We start from the raw sequence: 18456 nt of genomic DNA on the forward strand, positions 1-18456 counted from the left end.
TCCGCCTCGTTGTTTTCAGAGACTGCCTTCAAGACAGTAAATTTGCACACAGCCATTCACAAATCAAGTGCTAAATGATGCGTCCCGCCCCTTCGTATGCCCTATGCAGCAGTCGACGCAAAGTCCAGAAATCCGATATGTGCACGTCTGCATCAAGCAACTCGTCGCCATAGGCCCAGAAACGCACACCGGAATTCCGCGCAGTGCGCATGTCCACGGCAGTATCGCCGATGAAGGCGATCTCATGGGCTTCCACATTCAGCTTGGCCATGATCCGATGCATGCCCTCGGCATTGGGCTTGGGCCGCCGCACATCGGCGGAGGTGATGACCGGGTGGAAATACGGCTCCAGATCGAACTGGTTCAGAATCAGAGGCATGGTATCGGTACGGCTGGTGTTCACGGCCATGAGAAAGCCCGCGTCCCGCAGCCACCAGAGCAGTTCATGCAACCCGTCGGACAGCTTGAGATACGGAAGCAGGTCCTTGTAATGAAATCCTTCCTGAAATTTCCACGCATCCTCGAAACGGTCCTCGGGAGTGATGTATTCCAGCCCTTCCTTGTGGGTGTGGCTGTGCACATACACTTTTTCATCCGGAGTAAGCGGAGGCAGTCCCAGCGTCTCCTTGACCATCCCGTAATACCGCATGTTCGCGTCGTATGAATCGATCAGCACACCATCGCAATCAAACACTATGCACTTCAGGCCCTTGAGGCAGTCCAGCCGCATGAGGTCATTCAGTTGAATCACTCGTATCTCCTTGAAATCAATTCCTGTTAAACCAAAACAACTGTCATGTCGCGGAGCACATGGGGCATGCTCTTCGGCGCGCTTCTGCGACCGGCCAGTCTCCAGGCCGGAACCCGGGCGGTCTGCGCCCCTTCGGGCAGATCGTCTCCCGCAGCCGGGACAAACTCGATATCCATGTCCCGCCACTGGGATGCAACGGCTTCATCCGTGCACACAAGCACACTGTCTTCCGGCAGAAGAACCGCAAGCGCCTCGATCATGCGCTGCCAGGGCAGGTCCACGCGCAATCCGTCGGTAACGCCACCGGTGTGGCTCAATGCCTGCTCCACGTTCAGCACCTTTTCCTCGCGCCGATCCTCCTCGTCCATGCCGAGGGTCTCATCGAAAAACTTTCCCCATGACCGCTTCACGCCCTGTTCGATGCCCTGCAATTCCAGCATGCGTTCCTCGAAGGACCATGCCAGCACCAGAACGAACTGCGCTCTGGCCCGGGCCTCGTGCTCCGCCTTTTCCCCGGCATTGCCGGAAATCCGGTTGAGCAGCTCCTGCTGAATCGCACTGGCTCTGTCCTTTGCATAGAACTCCTCGGACGTCTGCACGCCGAAGTATGCCATTTCCGCAGGGTCCTTGAACTGTTCGCCAAAAGCCACACAGTCGCGAACCAGAGATTGCGCCGCGGCAGGATCAAGCGGCAGTCCCTCGGGCCGAAAACAGGCTTCGTTCCTGTCGGCAGTCAAGCCGGGATCAAAAAAAAGGGAGCCAGAAACGATCCGGTTCGTCAGCGTTCCCGGATGCATGGAAGGAAAATATATAAGCATGGTCCTCTCCTTGATCAAAAATCGAAAAAATCACCTGTCACCACAGGTTTGAAACGCCTGCACCGCCCCTCGCATCTCGGCAGCCGCAGCAGACACAGCCCATCCATGACAAAAGCGCAGGAAGGAGGACCGGCCCCGGGCGCATGTTCGAAATCATCGCACCCGTACTGTTCCTGAACGAGTCGCTCGAACCGACGCCGCCACAAGTCCGGCACCACGTCCTGATCCAGAGCGAACGCATCCACACGGCAAAGAAAATCGTCATAGGCGGCCTCCCAGTGCAAAAGGACCTTGCACCGCAACGCCTGATTGTATCCGGGATTCAACTCCTCTTCGTACAGGCAGCGCCCCCTTGCGTAATAAACGCATCCGAGCCCCGGCAAACGACAAAAATCACCCATATTCCCGAATCCTTCCGATTACGCGCCAACCCCTCAGAGAACTTCACCGCACACCGGCTTTTCATTGTTACGGAAGATGTATAGGCCGACTCCGCAATTGTAAAGCCCGGCCCCGGGAAACCGCCCGTGCCACGGCCTGCATCCTTGACCTTGAAGACGGCCGGGTGTATAGCGCAATCTGCTTTCCCTTTAAGACTTCTACCACTGGAGGACATATATGATCGGCGGCTTCGGCATCTGGGAACTGTTGATTATCCTCGTCATCGTGCTGCTTATCTTCGGTGCCAACAAACTGCCTGAAATCGGCGGCGGCATCGGAAAGGCCATCAGCAATTTCAAGCGGGCCACCAATGAGCCCGACGAAATCGACGTGACCCCGAAAAAAGATGAGGAAAAAAAGGAAGGCTAGTCCTCCCCCGTTCCAAGTCAATGAAAAAAGGCCCGCAAGCACATGCTTGCGGGCCTTTTTTTCATGCATTGAAGCAAATCAGCAGGTGCGGTCCTCGATGGGCTCGGCCATCATGGCGAAACCGCGCCGAAAATACAGAATGCCGGAAACAATGGTAAGCAGCCCGGTCACCCAGATGAGACTCTGCAGCAGCACGGGAAAGGAAAACATGAAGGTCTTTTCCAGCATGACATAGATCACGAGCAGAATCTGGGCCGTGGTCGTGAACTTGCTCGCCCAGATGGGTTGAATGCGCGACTTCACGTCCACGCCCCAAATCTGGAGAAAGACCAGCCCGCCGACAATGATCGCGTCCCGGCTCACGGCCAGAACCGCCAGCCATGTGGGAATCCAGCCCTGCAACGCAAGACAGATGAAGGAAGTCACGAGCAGGGTCTTGTCTGCCAACGGGTCGAGCATGGCTCCGAGCTGAGAGCGCTGGCGCAGCAGACGGGCCAGAAAACCGTCCAGAGCATCGGTCAGTCCCGCAATGGCGAACAGAGCCCACGCCAGATAGAAACGCTCGCTGGTATAGGCCACGACAAAAGCCGGCGTCAGCAGAATGCGGCTGGCGGTCAGCAGATTCGGAACGGTCCAAATCGAATCGCGGCTCATCATTGCCCCCCTACTTGTCCGCCTCCCGGACGATCTGATACCGCAACCCGCGCTCAGGCAGATAGGCATCCAGCCTGCGCTTCAGTCCCTCGGCATCCATGATGCGAAAACTCCAGCTCGCACCGACTCCGGAAGATTCCATGTCCATGTCCAGAAGATTCACGTCCCTGACAACGGAATCCCAGCCTCCGACCACTCGCTGAAACTCCAGCACGCCATCCGGGGAAAACCAGCCGGAAACCGCAAGCGTGGCACGGTCGGAACTTGCGGACCGAACCTCGGCCCTGTTGAAATGATGCGCCCACAAGGTAAACCAGAGGTTAGCCATATCCTTGTCCAGAGCAGTCCATTCCCGATCCGGAGTCATTAATTGGCCCCGGTAGAGATTTTCCGCCCCACGGGACAGGATGAACCGGAATCCGGCATTTTCCTGCGGAATGGCATTGGTCAGCACCAGCAGATTGTCCAGAGCAAGCGCCTCTTCCTCGGAAAGGTCCTCGGGCCGTTCCACGGTCACGGGCAACGGTACGGCCAATGTCTCCATGAATCCCATGCGAACGAGCCCGTCCCGCAGCACGGATTGATTGACCCGAACGTTCAGACGCAGAATCACGCCCGCCTCAAGAGCCTGAGAATAAATTACCTTGTATTCGCGGACATAGGCTCCGGCGCGCGGCAAAAGATACTGACGAAACAGTTCGCGCCGGGTCTCGTCCAGTTCTCCGGGAAGAATTTTCACGGCCTCGTCCAGCACGGCCTGGGCAAACCCCTCGTCAAGGGCCTGTCGGCGCAGTTGCATCTGCGACATGCCCTCTTCCATGGGCTTGAACACCCGAACCTCGGCGGCAAGCACGGTTCCGGCAAACACCAGAACCGCCATGACGGCAATCGAAACATGTTTCAGCATTCTCATCATTCCATTCCCTCCCCGGACTCCTCGGTCTCTTCAAGGGGGGCTGCCGGAGCATCGAGAACAATCACCACCCTGCACGTTTCCACAACCGGACCGGGCCGCATCAGGCCCTTGATCATATGGGCCATGGGCGTAGCCACCACCAGATCGGTTCGCCAGGAACCAAAGGCGCTGAGCGCCTTGACCATGAGCGGTCTGTCTCCCACGCGCTCCACCAGAGCACCTGGCTCCACGGTGTCGGCATAGGCCGCAATGCCGTGCCTCACGGCCGCGTCGCGACTCACGAGAAAGGCACCGTACACGCCTTCGCCGTCCTGCCCGTATATCACGGGGGCCAGAGCCGGGGTCACGTTCAGGCCCCGGGCGTCGACCACCAGTCCGGTATATCCGCCGGGCAGATAGCCCGCCGGTGCGGGTTCAACGGCGTCTTCCATGAACTGCTGTTCCAGCGAGGTGGAAAGTCGCGGCGGAATATTGCTCTGGAACGGCATGGTCGTGGGCAGCACGTACTGTGCGAGTTCCCCGCGCAGGGACTCGGAAACCCGGACCTCGGCAGGACCTTCCAGCGCGGAAGGCCGTTCAAGCGGCGAATTCTGCACCAGTCCGCGCAAGGCGGCGGCCAATTCGTCATTATCCGCCAGATACGCGCCAATGGTGCTTCGCGCATCAATACGAATGCCGAGGATGGTATCCAGAAGCTGCTTGCGGGCGCTGGTCGCGGCCTTGCGCACGGCAATGGCCGAGGCATGATCCGGATCGAACGCGTCCTCGGCAACCTCCAGCGGCTCCGCAACGCTCAGGCTGCCGTCGCCCCAGGCGATCGTTGCATTGCCCTGAGTCCGGACATATCCCTGAAATGCCTGCGCCCCGGGGGCCAGGAACAGAAAACACGAAAGGAGTACAAATACTCTGAGGGCCATACAGCCACGAATCCTTTTTGAAATCAGACAGAGGGACCGAAGTGAAAACTATCCGCATGTATCCTGCTTGCGTGTTTTCCGCAAGGGTCGCCACGGTCCTTGCCCCGGCACCAGAGCGCGTGATAGCCTTCACGCATTGCGCCAACACACCAAGGAGCCAACATGCGCATCCATCTCATGCAACACGGCGTCTGCCTCCCGAAGGAACTCGACCCGCAGCAGCCACTCAGCCCGGTAGGCCGCGAAATCGTGGAAAAAAGCGGAATCGCGGCACAAAAAATGGGACTCGCCTTTGACGCGATCGTCAGCAGCCCCAAGCAACGGGCCATGCAGACCGCGAAAATCATGGCCGAGGCAACCAGCTATCCGGCCAAGGCCATTCTGGTCACGGACGCAGTCAAGGCAAAGGCTCCGGTCTCCACGACCATGGACTACCTGAGCGACCTCGGCGCGGAATCCATCCTTGTCTGCGGACATCTGCCGTCCCTGAACGAGGTGGCTTCGCACCTGCTCGTGCAGGGGCCGGGACTGAACATCGCCATCGAAAACGGCGGCATCATGCGTATCGATACGGACTCGCCCGCCACACGCGCCACCCTGTCCTGGTATCTTTCTCCGGCACAGCTCGGACTTGTCGCGGCTTCCTGATCCGACTCAGTTTTCGACCCGCTGTTCCAGCCATTCGGCAACGCGAGCGGCAACCGCCTCGCCCTGCCCCGGATCGAACCATTCGATACCCGTTTCCCGGCGAAACCACGTGATCTGCCGCTTGGCATAGGCACGCGTATTTCTTGCCCAAAGGTCCTTGGTCTGCTCCAGGGTCATCTTTCCCTGAAGATGGGCCAGCAGTTCCGCGCAACCAATGCCGGTCCAGCCCGGGGCTTCGGGATCGGCGCACGCGGCATATGCCCGGCGCGCCTCTTCCACGGCCCCCTGCTCGACCATCTTGTCGATGCGCGCTCCCAATCTGGGAGTCAGCACGTCCAGATCGAGCCGAATGCCTATCTTCAGCGCCTCATACGGAGCCGGAACGTGCTCGGACTGCGTGTGCCACCATGTCATGTTGCGCCCGGTGGCCAGAAAGACTTCGGCAGCTCTGGCATTGCGCTGGGAATCGTTCGGATGGATGCGCGCGGCATAGTCCGGATCGGTCTCGCAGAGCTCCGCATGCAGCACCTGCGGGCCCTCGGCCTTGACGCGAGCCAGAACGCGTTCGCGAACATCCCGGGGAATTTCCGGAATCGGGGCAATGCCCTGCAGCAGGGAACGCAGATACATTCCGGTCCCGCCGACCATGACAGGCAGACGGCCCTGCGTCCGAACGGACTCGATGGTCTCCTTGGCCAGTTCCGTGAACCGGGCCGCATTCATCTTTTCCGAGGTCGGCAGAAAACCGTACAGCAGATGCGGGCACACGGCCTGTTCCCCGGCATCCGGCTGGGCCGTGATGATCGGGAAATCCGCGTACACCTGTCGGGAATCAAAGTTGACCACGCTCGCATCCATGCGCCGGGCAATGGCGAGCGCGGTTTCTGTCTTGCCCGTGCCCGTGGCTCCGAGCAGGCAGACGATGGGGGGCTTGAAAGACATGAAATCCTATTTCCAGGTCGGGCTGATGCCGAATTTCTCGAACAGGCGACGCACCACGCATCCGGGCACCATGCCCCGAATGTCGCCGCCATTGCGGGCCACATCCTTGATTATGGTGGAGCTCAGGTACATCCACTTGAAATCCGTGATCAGAAAAACGGTCTGGATGTCGCGGTTCAGCTTGCGGTTCATCAAGGCCATCTGGAATTCGTATTCGAAATCGGACACTGCGCGCAGGCCACGAAGAATGCTTCCGGCTCCCCGGTTGTTCACGTAATCGATGAGCAGACCGTCGAACGCCTCCACAATGATCCTCGGCTCCGAGGCAAAGGCCTTGCGGGCCAACTCAAGCCGCTCGTCAATGGAAAACAGCGTATTCTTGGACGTGCTGTTTGCCACGGCGAAGATCACCTCGTCGAACACGCACAGGCCACGCTTGATGAGGCTGACGTGCCCCATGGTCAACGGATCGAAGGTTCCGGGATATACTGCCAGTCTCGGGTTCAGTTCCGCCATATCACAATCCTGGTTTGACCGTATTCGCGGTCGGTTACACACTCCAGGCTCTCGAGCGCCGTCCCTTTGCCGGGCACGGACGCGGAGCTTTCGAGCTCGGCCAGCACGAACCCGCCCGGGGCGAGCCAACCGTTCTCAAGGGCTTTCTCCAGCGCGGGGAGCAATAAATCCCTCCCGTACGGCGGGTCAACCAAAAACAGGCCGAAAGGCTGATCCGGACGACCGGACAGAACCGAAAACAGATCCTTGCGCAACACTTTGGCCCGATCCTTCCCCACTCCCAATTCCTTGAGATTCCGCTGAATCAGGCTTGCGGCCTTGCCGCTCTTCTCCACAAACCAGGCTTCGGACGCGCCCCGACTCAGACATTCCAGCCCCAGACTACCGCTGCCCGCGAACATGTCCAGCACGCGCAGGCCGTCCCATGCAAGCCCTCGGGCCTGAACCATGGAAAAAACGGCCTCGCGTACCTTGTGCGTCGTGGGCCGGTAGCCCGGCCCCTCGCATGTGGCGATTTTCCTGTTTCGGAACTCGCCGCCGACTATACGCACTCCACTCTCCTACAAATCCGTTATCAGCGCCACCATGGCGCGGTTCATGTCCAGCATGCGGTCGCGAATGTCGGCCTGGTCAACCCAGGATTTCCTGTCCACATCCTTGAGCCGCTTCATGAGCTCGGCATACAGGTGATCGGCGTCCTTGAGCAGGAACTCCCAATCCACACGCGGCCGGGCCTTGTCCATATCCACCAGCGGGACCATCTCCGCACCGGGTTCGAGGGTGAGTTCCTCCATGTATTCGGGAATGTGCACGTCAAAGCCGAAACGTTCCTTGATATGCCGACCGAATTCGGCCTGCACCTCGGCCTCGCCGTGCACCAGAATGATCTTCACGGGCTTGCCGCGCATGTTTTCCAGCCATTCCATGAGATCGTTCTGATCCCCATGACCGGAAAAGCCGTTGATGGTAAAGATCTTGGCATTGACCTCGACCTCTTCGCCGAACAGCTTGATCTTTTTCGCGCCGTTCACGATCTTCCTGCCCGGCGTCCCCACGCCCTGCCAGCCCACGAAAATCACGCTCGCCCCGGTTCGCCAGAGGTTGTGACGCAAATGATGCTTGATGCGCCCGGCATTGGCCATGCCACTGGCGGAAATCACGATGGCCGGACCACGGGTCTCGTTGATGGCCTGCGACTGCTCCCGGGTCTCCGTGAAATGCAGGTTGGGAAGGTCCAGAGGGTGCTGCCCCTTGGCAATGAACTCCTGGGTCTGCTTGTCATAGAACTCGGGATGCTTGCGGAATATCTCGGTAGCGCGGATGGCCAGCGGGCTATCCAGATAGATCGGCATGTCCCGCGGCAGACGTCCCTGCCTGTCGAGCAGAAAAAGCGAATAGATGAGCTGCTGGGACCGCTCAACGGCAAAGGCCGGAATAACGACCTTTTCCTTGTTCCTGTAGCTGTATTCAATGGCCGCGGCCAATTCGTCCAGACTGTTTTCCTCATCCTTGTGGGTGCGGTTGCCATAGGTGGATTCCAGAAACAGGTAGTCCGTGCTCTCCACTTCGCTCGGGTCCTTGACAATGAGCTGTTCCGGCCTTCCCAGATCACCGGAAAAGACCAGCTTGGTCGGCTTGCCGTCCTCCATGTATTCCACTTCAATGAACGCTGAGCCCAGAATGTGCCCGGCATTCTTGTAGGTCACGGTCATTCCGGGCATGGGTTCAAATGGCTTGGCATATTCCACGGTCGCCAGCAGGGGAATGGAAGCCTCGGCATCCGGCACCCCGTACAGGGGATTCTGGGGCTGTTCGCCCTGACGCAGCCGCTTGCGGTTGGCCCATTCGGTTTCCATCTCCTGAATATGGGCGCTGTCCAACAGCATGATTTCCATGAGATCACGCGTGGGCGCGGTGCAGTAAACGGGATTTTTGTAGCCCTTGGCCACCAGAGCCGGCAGGTAGCCGCTGTGGTCGATATGGGCATGCGTCACGAGAATGAAATCTATGTTCCTGGGATCGTAGGCGCTGATGTTCAGGTTGCGCTTTTCTATTTCCGCGTTTCCCTGATGCAGGCCGCAATCCACGGCGAACCGTTTTCCGTCATGTTCCAGAATGTAGCATGACCCGCTGACCGTGCGGGCCGCTCCCATGAACGTTATTTTCATCGGCAGCTCCGGTTTTCTTTTTTTCCCGGCCCGATACGGATTCTCCCTTCCGGGCGGAGGAAAAAAAATGTAACATGAAGGCCAAGGAGTCGAACATCGGCTCCCATCATTGGGAAAGAATGCCTTATTACCCGAATTCAGGCAACAATTCCGTATGCGAACCGGGAATTCCCCGGCACAACTCAGGAGAAAACATGAATCGTTCCAAACAGTATCTCATTGATGATCTGTCCATGCACGAGTCCTGGAGACTCTTCAAGATCATGTCCGAAATCGTGGACGGTTTCGAAACCCTGTCCGAAATCGGCCCGGCGGTTTCCATGTTCGGTTCCGCACGGGTCAAACCCGAAGACCCCATCTACCAGCAGACCGAGGAAATGGCCCGCGAACTGGTCAAGGCGGGATTCTCGGTCATCACGGGCGGCGGGCCCGGCCTGATGGAAGCGGGCAACAAGGGCGCATTCGAGGCTGGCGGCGAATCCATAGGCCTGCACATCCACCTGCCGCTGGAACAGGATGCGAACACCTACCTGACCCACCGCAGCGACTACCGCTATTTCTTCATCCGCAAGCTGATGTTCATCAAGTACGCCCTTGCCTACGTGGCCCTGCCCGGGGGCTTCGGCACCCTCGACGAACTGGCCGAGGCGCTGGTGCTGATCCAGACCAAACGCATCAAGCCGTTTCCCATCGTCCTGTTCGGCACGGAATTCTGGAGCGGCCTCGTGGACTGGTTCAGGAACCAGCTGGTCACGGACAAATACGCACACGAAGACGATCTGGACCTGTTCATCGTCACGGACGACATCAAGGAAGCCGTGGCCCACATCAAGCGGCATGTCATCATCTAGCAGATCATGACCCGCAGCAGAAAAGCGCTTCTCTTCGGTCTTGCCACGGTGGGCATCTGGTCCACCGTGGCCTCGGCCTTCAAACTTTCCCTGCGCCACCTCGACCCGCTGCAACTCCTGCTGCTGGCGGACTGCGCATCCCTGCTCGTCCTGACCGCAATTCTGCTTCTTCAGGGCGGACTGGCTCGCATCCGCACCATGCCCCGGCGCGAAGTCCTGCGCTGTGCCCTGCTCGGCGCTCTGAACCCGTTTCTCTACTACGTCATCCTGTTCAAGGCCTATGACCTGCTCCCGGCTCAGGAGGCCCAACCCCTGAACTACACGTGGGCCATCACGCTTTCCCTGCTTTCCGTCCCCCTGCTGGGGCAGAAGATCAGCTTCAGGGGACTGGCCGCCATCCTTGTCAGCTATTTCGGCGTGGTACTCATCTCCACGCACGGTGATCCGCTTTCCATGAGTTTCAGCAACCCGACAGGCGTGGGGCTGGCCCTGCTCAGCACCCTGATCTGGGCCCTGTACTGGATAGGCAACACTCGCAGCAAGGCCGACCCGGTTGCCGGACTCCTGCTCAACTTTCTGTTTGCCCTACCGCTCATCCTCATCACCTGCATTGTTTTTTCCGATCTGCCGTCCCTGACTCCGGCAGGACTGCTTGGCGCGACCTATGTCGGCGTATTCGAAATGGGCGTGACCTTTGCCCTCTGGCTCGCCGCCATGAAGCATGCAGCGGCTCCGGACGGCGGCGGCACCGCGCGCGTGGCAAACCTCATCTTCCTGTCGCCGTTCCTGTCCCTGATCTTCATCCACTTTCTGGTGGGTGAGGACATCCTGCCCTCCACCGTGACGGGACTCGTCTTCATCATCGCTGGCAACGCGCTCATGCAATGGAGGAGAAAATCATGATCCGCAACTTCATCCACACGCTGCTCGCCCTTGTCGGCACAGGCGCAATACTATCACTCCTTCCAACGGACATGCTGAATTCCGATTGGAATGCGGCCCTCGCCTGTCTAGTCGGATTTCCAGCATTTATCGGCATCATGGTGCTTCTGGGCCATATGCATTCATAGAGAAACAGAAAACGGCTTCCTCGAAAGGGCATCCACCTCTTGCATCTTATCCATCCGATAAAAAAGGATATTAGAAAAACACTAAATTTTATCTAGACTTTCAGGGAATAAAAAGACAGCCCGACACGAATCGTGCCGGGCTGTCTTGCATGATTATTCGCGTTGCTGACTACAAAAAGTCAGGGTCCACCGCAGCCTTGCCATCCGCATAGATGGTCTTCATGTAACGAATGGCCTTGTCGTCCACAGGCACTATGGGAAAATCCTGACGGCAGGCATTGCATTGAGCCATGGCAGGCCGGGTCGGAGCGAGAAGCGGAACCTCGCTTCCGCAATGCGGGCACGGATAGAGAAAAATCATCTCCATGCCCGTTGGCTTGACCGGATTCACTATCTTTCTGTTGTTGCCGATCATTGGCTTATCCTTGTTCTATGAGATTCTTTCCGGTCATGGCCCCGGGCAGGGACTCGCCCCACAGGGAAAGTATGGTCGGGGCCAGATCGCCGAGAATGCCGGAATGCACCCGGGCAGCCTCCCTGCCCTGCTCGATGTAGACCAGCGGTACGGGATTGGTGCTGTGCGCGGTCTGCGGACCGCCGTTTGCGTCGATCATCTCTTCGGCATTGCCGTGGTCTGCCGTCAGCAGCACCCGACCGCCCAGCTCCAGCATACGCTCCACAATGGACCGCACGCAGCCGTCCACGGCAATGCACGCCTTTTCCGCCGCCTCGATGATGCCGGTATGCCCCACCATGTCCAGATTGGCGAGATTGCACACGCACAGGTCATACTGATCCATCTTTTGCACAAGGAGATCGGATACCTGCCGTGCGCTCATCTCGGGTTTCTGGTCGTAGGTGTCCACCTCGCGGGGGGAAGGCACCAGTTCCCGATCCTCGCCCGGAAATGGCTCCTCACGGCCGCAGTTCAGAAAATAGGTGACATGCGCATACTTTTCGGTCTCGGCAATACGGAGTTGCCTGAGTCCGAGCTTGGACACCATCTCGCCGAGCGTGTCCTCATACGTCTGAGGCGGAAACGCCACGGCCAGCGGAAACGCGGCCTCATACCGGGTCATGGTGGCAAAGCCGGCCAGCTCGGGCACGCGCTTGCGCTCGAATTCGCTGAAATCCCGTTCAAATATGGCCCGGCTGATCTGTCGGGCACGGTCCGCACGGAAATTGAAAAAGAACAGACCGTCTCCGTCGCCCAGTTGCGCATCCACGCCCCGAACCACGAACGGCTTGATGAATTCATCGGTTTCACCAGCATCATAGGCCGCCCGGATGCCGGAAAGCGCATCCGGGCGTTCGGGCGCGTCGCGATCCACCAACGCCTTGTACGCAATCTCGTTTCGCTCGAAACGCCTGTCGCGATCCATGGCCCAATATCGGCCGGAAACCACGCCAACGCGTCCCACGCCAAGTCGCTTCATGGTCTGTTCCAGCCGCTCCACATAGCCAAATCCGCTTGTGGGCGGCGTATCGCGACCATCCATGAAGCAGTGCACGAACACCTCGGGAACCTTTTGCTGCCGAGCCATTTCCAAAAGCGCGTCAATGTGATTCTGATGGCTGTGCACGCCACCGTCCGAGACCAGTCCCATGAGATGCAACCGCCCGCTGCCGTCCCTGGTCCGCTTCATGAGGTCCAACAACGCGGGATTCTCGAAAAAGGATCCATCCTCGATGGACAGATCGATGCGGGTCATGTCCTGATACACGACTCGGCCCGCGCCGATGTTCATGTGGCCGACCTCGGAATTGCCCATGAATCCGTCGGGAAGGCCCACGGCCCTGCCCGAACATTGCAGGCTGGCATGCGGATAGGCGTCGAACAGACTGTCCAGATACGGCGTGGCCGCGTTGCGTACGCAGTTCCCCTTGCCGTCCGGAGCAATGCCCCAGCCATCCAGAATCAGCAGCAGTGTTTTCGTGTACTCGGACATACGCGTTCCCCCTGCCCGGCTAGGCAGTGTAATCGGTTCGGCGAGCCTCGGCCCACATGCCTTCGATATTGTAGAATCCCCTGAGTTCCTTCTGAAAGATGTGCACGACCACGTCGTTCAGGTCCACCAGAAGCCATTCTGCGGAACGGTAGCCTTCCATGCCCAGATATTCCACGGTCTTCTCCCTGGCCTGATCAAGCAAATGATCGGCAAGGGCCTGAGCGTGCTTCATGCCGCGGGCGGACACCACAAGCACCTGATCGGTCACGGAACTGAATCCGCTCACGTCCAGCATCACGATGTCCTCGCCCTGTTTCTCATCCAGCCAGTCGGCCACGAGTTTGGCCTTGTCGCCACTCTCCATGACCAGATACTTCTTTTCCTTGTTCATGCATCCACCATTGCAGTTCGTTATCGGGACCGCCGAATCACCAGAATGTCCTCCAAGCTCCGCTTGGGCACATGATGGCGTCCCGTTTCATCGCGCCAATACTCGATTTTCCCGTCAAGGGGAAGGGATTCCAAAATGACTTCCTCGGCTGGAACGCCGAGGGCCAGCACCAGCAGAATTTCCAGATTGTCCGGCAATTCAAGCAGTTCGGCCAACTTTCTTCGATTCACCGTGCCGACCATGCACCCGCCGAGGCCCTGATGGGCCGCCCCCAGCATGATGGTCTGCGCCGCAATGCCATGGTCACACCCCGGCGAATCCTGAACATCACTGTCCAGCATGACGACCACATACCCGGTGGGCTGTTCGCCCGGTTCCGGGCCACGCCAGTCCTTGAGGTATCCGGCCCAGCCAAGCAGGGGAAAAATGGCGTCGCACATTTCCGGTCCCGAGCACACCGCGTACCTGAGGGGCTGGGAATTGCGGCCGGACGGCGTGAGCCGGGCCATGTCCACCAGTTCGCACAAGACCTCTTCGCTGACAGGTCGGGACTGATCGAAACGGCGAATGCTTCGGCTCGCCGTGACAAGCTGCTTGAAATCCATTTCCGCCTCCTGACGTTCGGTACCCGGAATGTAAAGGATTGCGACAGGTAGCGCAATGATGACAATGGAGCCCCCCGAACGTCACCGCCCGGCATCGTTCAGAGACCAGTCATAATCAAGGTAGCGTATTCCGGGCCGATCGCCGTTTCGCACCAGTTCTTCCAGTTCCTTCCGAAAATCTCCGGAAGCATAATCCAGAAACCAGCCAATCAGGTCCGGCGGAAAATCCCGCGAAAACCACTTGAAAATCCGACTGACGTACAGGGTGCCCCCATCAAGTCGATTGAACTCCGAATCATTGACAAAGGCCCGGGCCACGCGTTCGAGCTGCACCTCGATCCTGCGCCCCTCGAACGGCCTGTCAAACAGCGGCGGACAGCTCCGCGCCGAGCAGTTGAGCGCGAAATGCACACGCTCGTCCTGAAACACGGGCCTGATGATGTCGTGCTCCAGATGGTCCAGAGAGACCAGTTTGCCATCCAGACGCACGATGTCCTCCTTCCACGGCGAGGAAAACAATCCTCCGAGATCCTTGATGGTCTCGATCTCCGGATAGTTGTCCACCACCAGTTGCAGGGTCCGGGCATTGTACAGATTGATGTAAAAGGCCATCTGTTCGTCACGGGACAGTTCGCCGGGCCGCACTTCGGCCAAATGATCCAGATACGCATCCAGCCCGGCGCGGTCCGCCTTGAGTCCGGCATAGTCCACCAGCCCGCCGTGCACATGATTCGCAAGCAGTTCGGCATACAGGGCATTGTCCACCCCGGCCCATGCGGAGAGCGGCCACAAGCCGAAAAAAAACAACAGCCACACATGTCTTGCCTTTTTGATGCACATGTCGTCTGCATACCATGAAACACGGCGCATTCCGGTTAGAAATTCGCGAGCATAAAGCTCTTGACGCCCGGGCCGGGTTTGTGCATCTTCTCGGTTATGCAAAAAACGATCGCCACCAGCTTTTTCTTTTTTACCGACTTGCCAAGAAGAGCTCGTGGATAGAGTACGTGTTGTAACGTCAATTCGAAAAGGCCACGGGCAGAAGTCCGTGGCCTTTTTTTTCGCCACGCTGCGCCGGGACCAATCAAGGAGAAAAGGATGATTTACGACGAACAGAATGAAACCATGCCAAGGGAAGAGCTGGAAGCCCTTCAGCTCAAACGATTGCAGGCCCTGTGCGAACGGGTTTACGCCAATGTCCCGTTCTACAGGAAAAAATTCGATGAAAAAGGCATCAAGCCGTCGGACATCCGCTCTCTGAACGACCTCAAGCGGCTGCCCTTCACCCAGAAGCAGGACCTGCGCGACCAGTACCCCTTCGGCCTGTTCGCAGTCAGTCGAGACCAGATCGTCCGCATCCATTCCTCCTCCGGCACCACGGGCAAGGCCACGGTGGTGGGCTACACCCGCCGCGATATCCAGACCTGGGGCCAGCTCATGGCGCGCAGCTTCATGGCGGCAGGCGCGACCTCCAGGGACATGATCCACAACGCCTACGGCTACGGCCTGTTCACGGGTGGCCTCGGCGTGCATTACGGCGCGGAAGCCCTTGGCGCGGCAGTGGTTCCGGTTTCCGGCGGCGGCACCCGCAGGCAGGTCATGCTGCTCAAGGATTTCGGCCCGGAAGTCATCTGCTGCACTCCGTCCTATGCCCTGTTCCTTGCCGAAACCGCCGAGGAGGCAGGCATCGATCCGCAGCAGCTCCCGCTACGCGTCGGCATTTTCGGCGCAGAACCATGGACCGAGGAAATGCGCCGCGACATCGAGAAACGCCTCGGCATCAAGGCGCTGGACATCTACGGCCTGTCCGAAATCATGGGCCCGGGCGTTGCCATCGAATGCGAGGCGGCGCAGGACGGTCTGCATATTCAGGAAGACCATTTTCTGGCCGAGGTGATCAATCCCGAAACCGGCGAACCGCTGCCTCCGGGCGAACCCGGCGAACTCGTGTTCACCACCCTGACCAAGGAAGGCATCCCGCTCATACGCTACCGCACCCGCGACCTGACCATTCTCAACACCACGCCCTGCAAATGCGGCCGCACTACAGCGCGCATGCACCGCATCATGGGCCGCAGCGACGACATGCTCATCATTCGCGGCGTCAACGTGTTCCCGTCCCAAATCGAATCCATCCTTCTGGAAACCGACGGACTCAGCCCGCATTACCAGTTGATCGTGAACAGAATCGGCAATCTGGACACGCTGGAAGTGCAGGTGGAAATCAACGAAGGCGTGTTCTCCGACGAAATTAAAAATTTACAACGTCTTGAAACCAAGGTAATGAAAAACATCAAGGAATTCCTCGGCGTCACCGCCAAGGTCAAACTCGTGGAACCCAAGGGAATAGAGCGTTCCGTGGGCAAGGCAAAGCGCATCATCGACAAGAGGAACGAACAGTAGCCGCTCCATCGGCGCTCACGCAAACAGCGAGGAAGCACCATGAAAGTAGATCAACTTTCCATATTTCTGGAAAATCGGGCCGGACGTCTGGCCGAAGTCACTCGCCTTTTGAGCGAATCGGGCGTGAACATCCGCGCCCTCTCCCTTGCCGACACCTCGGACTTCGGCATCCTGCGCCTCATCGTTTCGGATTTCGAGGCCGCCAGAGACAAGCTCAAGGAAAACGGATTCACCGTTGGCCGCACTTCGGTCGTGGCCGTGGAGGTGGATGACCAGCCCGGTGGTCTGAACAACATTCTGCATCTGCTTCAGGATGCGGACATCAATGTCGAATACATGTACGCATTCGTGCAGCAAAGCGGCAACAGCGCCGTGCTGATCTTCCGCTTCGACCGCACGGACGAGGGCATCGAAGTCCTGCAGAAAAACAACATCAAGATCATCGAAGGCGCGACGCTCTACAAGCTCTAGCCCTTGATCGAACGAATCGAAGCAACAGGGGATCGGGTCACCGGTCCCCTTTTTTCGTGCGATACGCGTTGCCGCCTTCCTGCCGATGCCGTATCCTGACCGTTCATGAAGGAGCGGACACCATGAAGCGACTGCCCCTGATCCAGCACGGTGAATTCGAATGGCATCTGCCCTGTTCCGAAGGCATGAATGTGCCCGCGATCATTTATGCGAGCGAACCGCTGATCCGCGACATGGATGCACTCGCAGTCAGCCAGCTTCGGGACGTGGCCTGCCTGCCCGGCATTGCAGGCGCGGCCTATGCCATGCCGGACACGCACTCGGGCTACGGCTTTCCCATCGGCGGAGTGGCTGCATTCGATCCGGCAAGAGGTGGCGTGGTCTCCATGGGCGGCGTGGGATTCGACATCGCCTGCGGCGTGCGGACCCTGCTCACGGGCCTGACGCGCGATGACATCATCTCCCGGCAGGAGACGCTTGCCGAGACCCTGTTCTCGGCCGTGCCGTCGGGCGTGGGGCGCGGCGGCAAACTGATCCTTGCCGGAGACGAACTTGATGCCATGCTCTACCGTGGCGCTGCATGGGCCGTGGATCAAGGACTCGGAACCGCCCGCGACCTGACGCGTACCGAGGAAGGCGGATATGCGCGAGGGGCCGCACCGGAACACGTTTCCGACCATGCCAAGACCCGCATCCGCGATCAGGTGGGCACGCTCGGGTCCGGCAATCACTATCTTGAAGTCCAGTGGGTCGAATCCATTCTCGATCCCGCAAAAGCCGAGATTTTCGGGCTGCGGCAGGGGGATGCCGTGGTTTCCATTCATTGCGGTTCGCGTGGCCTCGGCCATCAGATCGGCACGGACTTTCTGGACGAACTCGCCCCGAAAAAAGGCAGGAACAGAAAACGGAAAGCAGCAGCTTCGGCCACGCTTTCGAACCGGGAACTCGCCTGCGCCCCGATCCATTCCGACGCGGGCCAGCGATATCTTGGAGCCATGCAGGCGGGCATCAACTGCGCCCTTGCCAACCGGCAGGTCATCACCCATCTGGTGCGACAGGCTTTCGACACGGTGTTCCCCGGATCCACTCTTTCCCAGCTCTACGACGTGTGCCACAACACCTGCAAGATCGAGACGCACGAGGTCAACGGCAGACGGAAAACGGTCTTTGTGCACCGCAAGGGCGCAACCCGGGCGTTCGGTCCGGGGCATCCGGACATTCCCGGAGAATTCCGCGAGACCGGACAGCCCGTACTGGTGGGTGGCAGCATGGGCTCGCCCTCCTACATTCTGGCAGGCTCCGCGCAAGCCATGCAGCGCAGTTTCGGGTCCGCCTGCCATGGCGCGGGGCGGGTCATGAGCCGGACATTGGCAAAAAAGCGGTTCAAGGGTCGCGATGTGGCCGATTCCCTGCGCCACAACGGCATTTTCGTTCGCAGTTTTTCAAGCAAAGGTATTGCCGAAGAAGCTCCCGACGCGTATAAATGTATAGATGAAGTCGTTGCTTCCGCCACCGGGGCGGGGTTGGTCATACCGGTAGCGAAAGTGCTCCCCCTGGTGTGCGTCAAGGGGTAAAG

At 58.9% G+C, this 18456-nt stretch carries 23 protein-coding genes; 9 read left to right on the plus strand and 14 right to left on the minus strand.

Annotated features, from left to right (window positions below; translation table 11 throughout):
• Positions 1-70: 70 nt before the first annotated feature.
• Both MPN23_RS05095 and MPN23_RS05100 read right to left on the minus strand, forming a co-directional pair.
• Positions 71-751 (minus strand): HAD family hydrolase, encoded by a 681-nt coding sequence (locus MPN23_RS05095; RefSeq protein WP_243546517.1) that lies wholly within the window; start codon positions 749-751, stop codon positions 71-73.
• 26 nt (positions 752-777) lie between these two features.
• The gene (locus tag MPN23_RS05100; protein ID WP_243546518.1) at positions 778-1569 is read right to left on the minus strand and encodes a hypothetical protein; all 792 of its coding nucleotides are present in this window, start codon (positions 1567-1569) and stop codon (positions 778-780) included.
• Positions 1570-1712: 143 nt separating this feature from the next.
• Here MPN23_RS05100 and MPN23_RS05105 point away from each other — a divergent pair, with 143 nt between their 5' ends.
• Both MPN23_RS05105 and MPN23_RS05110 read left to right on the plus strand, forming a co-directional pair.
• Positions 1713-2054: a hypothetical protein gene (locus MPN23_RS05105; RefSeq protein WP_243546519.1), complete on the plus strand. Its 342-nt coding sequence runs from the start codon at positions 1713-1715 to the stop codon at positions 2052-2054.
• Positions 2055-2187: 133 nt separating this feature from the next.
• Positions 2188-2379 carry a twin-arginine translocase TatA/TatE family subunit gene (locus MPN23_RS05110; protein WP_243546520.1) on the plus strand — a complete coding sequence of 64 codons (192 nt, stop codon included), beginning with the start codon at positions 2188-2190 and terminating at the stop codon, positions 2377-2379.
• A gap of 78 nt (positions 2380-2457) precedes the next feature.
• On the opposite strand, the gene MPN23_RS05115 is transcribed toward MPN23_RS05110, so the two are convergent.
• The 3 genes from MPN23_RS05115 to MPN23_RS05125 are packed head-to-tail and all read right to left on the minus strand — an operon-like array spanning position 2458 to position 4866.
• Positions 2458-3033, minus strand: a complete 576-nt coding sequence (locus MPN23_RS05115) for a CDP-alcohol phosphatidyltransferase family protein (RefSeq protein WP_243546521.1) — start codon at positions 3031-3033, stop codon at positions 2458-2460.
• Positions 3034-3043: 10 nt separating this feature from the next.
• Positions 3044-3940, minus strand: coding sequence for a hypothetical protein (locus MPN23_RS05120; RefSeq protein ID WP_243546522.1), 897 nt, complete (start codon positions 3938-3940; stop codon positions 3044-3046).
• A gap of 5 nt (positions 3941-3945) precedes the next feature.
• On the minus strand, positions 3946-4866 hold the full coding sequence (locus MPN23_RS05125; RefSeq protein ID WP_243546523.1) for a hypothetical protein: 921 nt from the start codon (positions 4864-4866) through the stop codon (positions 3946-3948).
• Positions 4867-5028: 162 nt separating this feature from the next.
• On the opposite strand from MPN23_RS05125, the gene MPN23_RS05130 reads away from it, so the two are divergent.
• Positions 5029-5514: a SixA phosphatase family protein gene (locus MPN23_RS05130; RefSeq protein ID WP_243546524.1), complete on the plus strand. Its 486-nt coding sequence runs from the start codon at positions 5029-5031 to the stop codon at positions 5512-5514.
• 6 nt (positions 5515-5520) lie between these two features.
• Here MPN23_RS05130 and miaA read toward each other — a convergent pair whose 3' ends face one another.
• From miaA to MPN23_RS05150, 4 genes are read right to left on the minus strand one after another with little or no spacing between them, the layout of a single operon-like run.
• Complete coding sequence (gene miaA / locus MPN23_RS05135) at positions 5521-6456, minus strand: tRNA (adenosine(37)-N6)-dimethylallyltransferase MiaA (RefSeq protein WP_243546525.1); 936 nt, start codon at positions 6454-6456, stop codon at positions 5521-5523.
• A 6-nt stretch (positions 6457-6462) separates the two neighbouring features.
• A complete protein-coding gene (coaD, locus tag MPN23_RS05140; RefSeq protein ID WP_243546526.1) occupies positions 6463-6972 on the minus strand; it encodes a pantetheine-phosphate adenylyltransferase in 510 nt (169 codons plus the stop codon).
• Positions 6960-7523, minus strand: a complete 564-nt coding sequence (gene rsmD / locus MPN23_RS05145; protein ID WP_243546527.1) for a 16S rRNA (guanine(966)-N(2))-methyltransferase RsmD — start codon at positions 7521-7523, stop codon at positions 6960-6962. Before rsmD ends, coaD begins: the two co-directional genes overlap by 13 nt.
• Positions 7524-7532: 9 nt before the next feature.
• Positions 7533-9140, minus strand: coding sequence for an MBL fold metallo-hydrolase RNA specificity domain-containing protein (locus MPN23_RS05150; RefSeq protein WP_243546528.1), 1608 nt, complete (start codon positions 9138-9140; stop codon positions 7533-7535).
• Between the two features lie 194 nt (positions 9141-9334).
• Between MPN23_RS05150 and MPN23_RS05155 the strand changes: the two genes are divergently transcribed.
• The 3 genes from MPN23_RS05155 to MPN23_RS05165 are packed head-to-tail and all read left to right on the plus strand — an operon-like array spanning position 9335 to position 11061.
• Positions 9335-9991, plus strand: a complete 657-nt coding sequence (locus tag MPN23_RS05155) for an LOG family protein (RefSeq protein WP_243546529.1) — start codon at positions 9335-9337, stop codon at positions 9989-9991.
• Positions 9992-9997: 6 nt separating this feature from the next.
• Positions 9998-10894 carry a DMT family transporter gene (locus tag MPN23_RS05160; RefSeq protein ID WP_243546530.1) on the plus strand — a complete coding sequence of 299 codons (897 nt, stop codon included), beginning with the start codon at positions 9998-10000 and terminating at the stop codon, positions 10892-10894.
• On the plus strand, positions 10891-11061 hold the full coding sequence (locus tag MPN23_RS05165) for a hypothetical protein (protein WP_243546531.1): 171 nt from the start codon (positions 10891-10893) through the stop codon (positions 11059-11061). The genes MPN23_RS05160 and MPN23_RS05165 overlap by 4 nt, the downstream gene beginning before the upstream one ends.
• 169 nt (positions 11062-11230) lie before the next feature.
• Here MPN23_RS05165 and MPN23_RS05170 read toward each other — a convergent pair whose 3' ends face one another.
• The 5 genes from MPN23_RS05170 to MPN23_RS05190 all read right to left on the minus strand — a co-directional run bounded on the left by MPN23_RS05170 (position 11231) and on the right by MPN23_RS05190 (position 14822).
• Positions 11231-11476 carry a hypothetical protein gene (locus tag MPN23_RS05170; RefSeq protein WP_243546532.1) on the minus strand — a complete coding sequence of 82 codons (246 nt, stop codon included), beginning with the start codon at positions 11474-11476 and terminating at the stop codon, positions 11231-11233.
• A 4-nt stretch (positions 11477-11480) separates the two neighbouring features.
• Positions 11481-13010: a 2,3-bisphosphoglycerate-independent phosphoglycerate mutase gene (gene gpmI / locus MPN23_RS05175; RefSeq protein WP_243546533.1), complete on the minus strand. Its 1530-nt coding sequence runs from the start codon at positions 13008-13010 to the stop codon at positions 11481-11483.
• Between the two features lie 19 nt (positions 13011-13029).
• Positions 13030-13401 carry a ribosome silencing factor gene (rsfS, locus tag MPN23_RS05180; RefSeq protein WP_243546534.1) on the minus strand — a complete coding sequence of 124 codons (372 nt, stop codon included), beginning with the start codon at positions 13399-13401 and terminating at the stop codon, positions 13030-13032.
• 20 nt (positions 13402-13421) lie between these two features.
• Positions 13422-14006 (minus strand): nitroreductase family protein, encoded by a 585-nt coding sequence (locus MPN23_RS05185; RefSeq protein ID WP_243546535.1) that lies wholly within the window; start codon positions 14004-14006, stop codon positions 13422-13424.
• 81 nt (positions 14007-14087) lie between these two features.
• Positions 14088-14822 (minus strand): DUF547 domain-containing protein, encoded by a 735-nt coding sequence (locus MPN23_RS05190; protein WP_243546536.1) that lies wholly within the window; start codon positions 14820-14822, stop codon positions 14088-14090.
• 282 nt (positions 14823-15104) lie between these two features.
• On the opposite strand from MPN23_RS05190, the gene MPN23_RS05195 reads away from it, so the two are divergent.
• From MPN23_RS05195 to MPN23_RS05205, 3 genes are all read left to right on the plus strand, one after another.
• Positions 15105-16409 carry a phenylacetate--CoA ligase family protein gene (locus MPN23_RS05195; protein ID WP_243546537.1) on the plus strand — a complete coding sequence of 435 codons (1305 nt, stop codon included), beginning with the start codon at positions 15105-15107 and terminating at the stop codon, positions 16407-16409.
• 39 nt (positions 16410-16448) lie between these two features.
• A complete protein-coding gene (locus MPN23_RS05200; RefSeq protein WP_243546538.1) occupies positions 16449-16880 on the plus strand; it encodes an ACT domain-containing protein in 432 nt (143 codons plus the stop codon).
• 122 nt (positions 16881-17002) lie between these two features.
• Positions 17003-18454, plus strand: coding sequence for an RtcB family protein (locus MPN23_RS05205; protein WP_279388695.1), 1452 nt, complete (start codon positions 17003-17005; stop codon positions 18452-18454).
• Positions 18455-18456 lie beyond the last annotated feature (2 nt).

The sequence above is a fragment of the Pseudodesulfovibrio tunisiensis genome (assembly GCF_022809775.1).
Classification (GTDB): domain Bacteria; phylum Desulfobacterota; class Desulfovibrionia; order Desulfovibrionales; family Desulfovibrionaceae; genus Pseudodesulfovibrio; species Pseudodesulfovibrio tunisiensis.

Bases quoted from the DNA above. Each gene is read 5' to 3' on its own strand.
- MPN23_RS05100 (WP_243546518.1), bottom strand. From the start codon at position 1,569: ATGCTTATATATTTTCCTTCCATGCATCCGGGAACGCTGACGAACCGG.
- MPN23_RS05105 (WP_243546519.1), top strand. From the start codon at position 1,713: ATGTTCGAAATCATCGCACCCGTACTGTTCCTGAACGAGTCGCTCGAA.
- MPN23_RS05110 (WP_243546520.1), top strand. From the start codon at position 2,188: ATGATCGGCGGCTTCGGCATCTGGGAACTGTTGATTATCCTCGTCATC.
- MPN23_RS05115 (WP_243546521.1), bottom strand. From the start codon at position 3,033: ATGAGCCGCGATTCGATTTGGACCGTTCCGAATCTGCTGACCGCCAGC.
- MPN23_RS05120 (WP_243546522.1), bottom strand. From the start codon at position 3,940: ATGCTGAAACATGTTTCGATTGCCGTCATGGCGGTTCTGGTGTTTGCC.
- MPN23_RS05125 (WP_243546523.1), bottom strand. From the start codon at position 4,866: ATGGCCCTCAGAGTATTTGTACTCCTTTCGTGTTTTCTGTTCCTGGCC.
- MPN23_RS05130 (WP_243546524.1), top strand. From the start codon at position 5,029: ATGCGCATCCATCTCATGCAACACGGCGTCTGCCTCCCGAAGGAACTC.
- miaA (WP_243546525.1), bottom strand. From the start codon at position 6,456: ATGTCTTTCAAGCCCCCCATCGTCTGCCTGCTCGGAGCCACGGGCACG.
- coaD (WP_243546526.1), bottom strand. From the start codon at position 6,972: ATGGCGGAACTGAACCCGAGACTGGCAGTATATCCCGGAACCTTCGAT.
- MPN23_RS05150 (WP_243546528.1), bottom strand. From the start codon at position 9,140: ATGAAAATAACGTTCATGGGAGCGGCCCGCACGGTCAGCGGGTCATGC.
- MPN23_RS05155 (WP_243546529.1), top strand. From the start codon at position 9,335: ATGAATCGTTCCAAACAGTATCTCATTGATGATCTGTCCATGCACGAG.
- MPN23_RS05160 (WP_243546530.1), top strand. From the start codon at position 9,998: ATGACCCGCAGCAGAAAAGCGCTTCTCTTCGGTCTTGCCACGGTGGGC.
- MPN23_RS05165 (WP_243546531.1), top strand. From the start codon at position 10,891: ATGATCCGCAACTTCATCCACACGCTGCTCGCCCTTGTCGGCACAGGC.
- MPN23_RS05170 (WP_243546532.1), bottom strand. From the start codon at position 11,476: ATGATCGGCAACAACAGAAAGATAGTGAATCCGGTCAAGCCAACGGGC.
- gpmI (WP_243546533.1), bottom strand. From the start codon at position 13,010: ATGTCCGAGTACACGAAAACACTGCTGCTGATTCTGGATGGCTGGGGC.
- rsfS (WP_243546534.1), bottom strand. From the start codon at position 13,401: ATGAACAAGGAAAAGAAGTATCTGGTCATGGAGAGTGGCGACAAGGCC.
- MPN23_RS05185 (WP_243546535.1), bottom strand. From the start codon at position 14,006: ATGGATTTCAAGCAGCTTGTCACGGCGAGCCGAAGCATTCGCCGTTTC.
- MPN23_RS05195 (WP_243546537.1), top strand. From the start codon at position 15,105: ATGATTTACGACGAACAGAATGAAACCATGCCAAGGGAAGAGCTGGAA.
- MPN23_RS05200 (WP_243546538.1), top strand. From the start codon at position 16,449: ATGAAAGTAGATCAACTTTCCATATTTCTGGAAAATCGGGCCGGACGT.
- MPN23_RS05205 (WP_279388695.1), top strand. From the start codon at position 17,003: ATGAAGCGACTGCCCCTGATCCAGCACGGTGAATTCGAATGGCATCTG.